Source organism: Streptomyces sp. WELS2 (assembly GCF_013870595.1).
Lineage (GTDB): Bacteria > Actinomycetota > Actinomycetes > Streptomycetales > Streptomycetaceae > Streptomyces.
Window position 1 is genome coordinate 1 of sequence record NZ_JACBWZ010000545.1, and the last position, 4,368, is coordinate 4,368.

Here is a 4,368-nt window from a genome sequence, read left to right on the forward strand (position 1 = left end):
CGTCAGCTCCAGCCGGTCGGCCCCGGCCGTCGCCGTCCAGCCGCCACAGCGGAACCCGGCCCCTTCCCCGGTGACCTCCGGCTGCCCGGTGAGCAGCCCGCGCAGATCCGCGTCCACATAGGTCGGCCGGTGCTGGGGCGGCGCGGCGAGCAGCTGCGCCCCGTCGGTGACACCGGTCAGCACCAGCAGCGAGTCCACCCCGCCGTTGAACGCGCCCTCGATGTCGGTGTCCAGCCGGTCCCCGACCACCAGCGGGCGCTCAGCACCGGTGCGGATGATCGTCTCCCGGTGCATCGGGGGCAGCGGCTTGCCCGCCACCTGCGGCTCGGCGCCGGTCGCGATCCGTACGACCTCCACGGCCGCCCCGTTGCCCGGCGCGATGCCCCGCCCGCCGGGAATCGTCAGGTCGGTGTTGGACGCGAACCACGGCACGCCCCGCCGGACGGCGTACGACGCCTCCGCGAACCGGCCCCACGGCAGGTCCGGCCCGCCATAGCCCTGGACGACCGCCGCCGGGTCGTCGTCCGCCGACTCCACCGGCACCAGGCCGCGCTCGCGCAGCGCCACCCTGAGCCCCTCGCCGCCGATCACCAGCACCCGCGCCCCGGCCGGCACCTGTTCGCTGATCAGCCGGGCGACGGCCTGCGCGGAGGTGATGACGTCGTCCGCGCCGGTCGGTATGCCCAGCTCCGTCAGATGTCCGGCCACCGTGTCCGGGGTGCGCAGCGCGTTGTTGGTGACGTACGCCAGCCGCATGCCGCCCGAGCGCGCCACCGCCAGCGAGTCGACCGCGTGCGCGATCGCGTTGCCTCCCGCGTAGACCACCCCGTCCAGGTCGAGCAGCGCCGTGTCGTACGCCTCGCTCAGGGGCTGCCCACTGCCCTCGGGCCTGGTCCTGACGCCTTGGCTCATGTCCGTATCGCTCCTCGTAGACTCGCCTTTCCCCCGATCATCCCGCATGCCACCGACACACGTACGATGCCGGGATGAAGACAGCAGGTCACTCGGAGGCAACGACGCGCCGCGGCCTGGAACTCACCCCGTTCCGTGGCCTGCGTTACGACCCCGACCGGGTCGGCAGCCTCGCCTCCGTCACCTCCCCTCCCTACGACGTCGTCGTACGGCCCGACGGCCTGCACCACCTCCAGTCGGCCGACCCGCACAACATCGTCCGGCTGATCCTGCCGCAGGCCGGCACGCCCAGCGCCCGCACCGAGCAGGCCGCCGACACCCTGCGCCGCTGGCTGGCCGAGGGCATCCTGGTCGCCGACCCGGATCCGGGCCTGTACGTGTACGAGCAGCGCGACGGCGACGGCATGCTCCAGCGCGGGATCATCGGCACGCTGCGGGTGACGGAGCCCGCCGAGGGCGTGGTGCTGCCGCACGAGGACGTCATGCCGCCCGTGGTCGCCGACCGCGCCGCCCTGATGCGCGCCACCCGGGCGAACCTGGAACCGCTGCTGCTGACATACCGTGGCGACGGCGCGCCGGCCCCCGGTACGGCGACCGGGGTGGACGTGGGTACGACGGCCGGGCCCGGCACGGGTACGACGGCCGGGGTGGGTGAGGGTACGGCGACCGGGGTGAGCGTCGATACGGCGGCCGAGGCGGGCGTCGGTACGGCGGCCGAGGTGATCGAGCGTACGGCGAGCCGTCCGCCGCTGCTGGCCACCACCACCGAGGACGGCTTCCGGCACCGCCTGTGGTCCATCACCGACCCCGTCGACCTGGCCCGCGTCCAGACCGATCTGGCCGGCCGCCAGGCCCTGATCGCCGACGGCCACCACCGCTGGGCCACCTACCGGCGGCTGCGCCTGGAGCACCCCTCCCCCAGCCCCTGGGACTACGGCCTGGTCCTGCTGGTCGACACCGTCCGCTATCCGCTGCGGGTCCGGGCCATCCACCGGCTGCTGCACGGTCTGCCGGTCGCGGACGCGCTCCGGGCGGTGGACGGCCTGTTCCGGGTACGGCGGCTCGACACGCCCCTGCCGGAGGCCCTGGCCGCCCTGGCGGACGCGTCCTGCGCCGGCAACGCGTTCCTGCTGGCCGGTGACGGCGCCTTCCACCTGCTCGACCGCCCGGACCCGGAGCTGCTGGCCCGGACCGTCCCGGCGGACCGGCCGGCCGCCTGGCGCTCGCTGGACGCCACGGTGCTGCACGCCACGCTGCTGGAGAACGTCTGGCGCATCCCCGAGGACTCCCCGGCGCACATCGCCTACATCCACGACACGGCGGCGACGGTCGAGAAGGCGGAACGCGACGGCGGTACGGCCGTCCTGCTGCATCCGGTCCGCGAGGAGGTCGTACGCGATCTGGCCCGGCAGGGGGTGACGATGCCCCGCAAGTCGACGTCGTTCGGCCCGAAGCCGGCCTCGGGGCTGGTGCTGCGCGCGCTGGAGATCTGAGCCGGCGGCAAGACGAAGGGGGGCGGGCTCCATGGGAGCCCGCCCCCCTTTCAGGTGACTGCGCTTTTCAGGCGATCGCCGACGTCAGTGCTTGTCGCCGTCCTCCGGGGAGGCGTCCGCGGATCCGGTCTCTTCCCCGGGCTCGTCCGAGGCGTCCTCGGCCAGGGCGTCGACGAACTCCACGCCGTCCAGCTCGGCGAGCCGGTCGGAGGCGTCCGTGCTGCCGTCCCGGTCGGCCTCGACGGCCTTCGCGAACCACTCCCGCGCCTCGCGCTCCCGGCCGGCGGCCAGCAGCGCGTCGGCGTAGGCGTAGCGCAGGCGCGCGGTCCAGGGCTGCACCGAGTTCGAGGCCAGCTCCGGGCTCTGGAGCGTCACGATGGCCGCGTCCAGCTGGCCCATGTCACGCCGGGCGCCGGCGGCGACGAGCCGCATCTCGACCTGCCCGGCCTTGTCCAGCTTGTGCACCTCCGGGGCGCCGGCCATGTCGAGCGCCTTCTCCGGCCGGCCGAGCCCGCGCTCGCAGTCGGCCATCAGCGGCCACAGGTCGACGGTGCCGGTCATCCGCCGGGCGGCGCGGAACTCGGCGAGGGCCTCGCTGTACTTCTGGTTCGCGTACGCGGCGAACCCGGCGGCCTCGCGCACGGCGGCCACGCGGGACGCCAGGCGCAGGGCGACCTTGGAGTAGCCGTAGGCGCCCTCGGGGTCCTCGTCGATGAGCCGGGCGACCATCACCAGGTTCTTGGCGACGTCCTCCGCGAGCGTCTTGGGCAGGCTCTGCAGTTCCTGCCGGACGTCCTTGTCGACCTCGTCGCCGGTGACGTCCTCGGGGATCGGCAGCCGCTTGATCGGCTCCCGGTCACGGTCACGGTCACGCTCGTCACGGAACCGGCCACCGCCACGGCGGTCGTCCCGGCCGTCACGTCCACGGAAGCCACCGCCCGGCCGGCCACCCCGGTCGTCCCTGCGGGGCCCACGGCCGCCACGGTCGTCCCGTCCCCGGAAACCACCGCGCTCCCCACGGCTGTCGTCCCGACGGAAGCCACCGCGGTCGTCCCTGCGGTCGTCGCGACGGTCGTCCCTGCGGTCGTCACGCCGGTCGTCACGGCGGAAGCCCCCGCGGTCGTCGTCGCGACGGAAGGAGGGACGGTCGCCTCGATCGTCACGCCGGTCGTCACGGCGGAAGCCGCCACGGTCGTCGTCGCGACGGAAGGAGGGACGGTCGCCTCGATCGTCACGCCGGTCGTCACGGCGGAAGCCGCCACGGTCTCCACGGTCGTCACGCCGGTCGTCCCTGCGGAAGCCGCCGCGGTCACCGCGGTCCCGGTCGTCCCGCTGGAACCCCGGACGCGCACCCCGGTCGCCCTCACGACGGAACCCACCGCCACGCCGGTCGTCACGGCGGTCGTCACGCCGGTCATCGCGGTTGTCGTCCCTGCGGAAGCCGCCCCGCTCACCACGGTCGCGGTCATCGCGGCGATCGTCCCGCCGGCCGTAGCCGCCACGGTCGTTGGCGCGACGCTCGTTGTCCCGGCGGTCGTTGTCGCGCCGGAAGCCGCCGCGGTCACCCCGGTCACCACTGTCCCGTCGTCGCTGGTCGCGCTCCGGACGGTCGCCGGGAGAGTTGGTGGACATGGTGACTCCTGTCTGTGGTACCGCAAGCATTGTAAAAACAAAAGGACCCCTGGTCCCAGCTGAACGCTGGTGACCAGGGGTCCTCCAAAGATTGTTCGGCGGCGTCCTACTCTCCCACAGGGTCCCCCCTGCAGTACCATCGGCGCTGTGAGGCTTAGCTTCCGGGTTCGGAATGTAACCGGGCGTTTCCCTCACGCTATGACCACCGAAACCCTAATGGTTTCGAGCGAACAAGCACACTCTTTAATTGTGTTCTCGGTTCAGCTCTGAGCCGGCAACCGTTCGTTGCCTCAGAACATACACAGTGGACGCGAGCATCAATGGACAAGCT

General features: G+C 73.0%; 3 protein-coding genes and 1 rRNA gene. 1 reads left to right on the plus strand and 3 read right to left on the minus strand.

Translation table 11 applies throughout. The features are described from left to right. On the minus strand, positions 1–912 hold a 912-nt coding region (locus tag H5J33_RS25225), incomplete at its 3' end, for an HAD hydrolase-like protein (protein ID WP_181797167.1). Positions 913–986: 74 nt separating this feature from the next. On the opposite strand from H5J33_RS25225, the gene H5J33_RS37770 reads away from it, so the two are divergent. Beyond that, complete coding sequence (locus tag H5J33_RS37770) at positions 987–2,405, plus strand: DUF1015 domain-containing protein (protein WP_258565386.1); 1,419 nt, start codon at positions 987–989, stop codon at positions 2,403–2,405. An 84-nt stretch (positions 2,406–2,489) separates the two neighbouring features. Here the strand turns inward: H5J33_RS37770 and H5J33_RS36820 are convergent, their stop codons facing one another. Together H5J33_RS36820 and rrf are read right to left on the minus strand one after the other, a co-directional pair. Further along, the gene (locus tag H5J33_RS36820) at positions 2,490–3,242 is read right to left on the minus strand and encodes a tetratricopeptide repeat protein (RefSeq protein WP_220212734.1); all 753 of its coding nucleotides are present in this window, start codon (positions 3,240–3,242) and stop codon (positions 2,490–2,492) included. A gap of 888 nt (positions 3,243–4,130) precedes the next feature. Next, a 5S ribosomal RNA gene (gene rrf / locus H5J33_RS25245) occupies positions 4,131–4,247 on the minus strand. Positions 4,248–4,368 lie beyond the last annotated feature (121 nt).

Excerpts from the sequence above, each read along its gene's own strand:
- H5J33_RS37770 (WP_258565386.1), top strand. The coding sequence starts at position 987 with ATGAAGACAGCAGGTCACTCGGAGGCAACGACGCGCCGCGGCCTGGAA.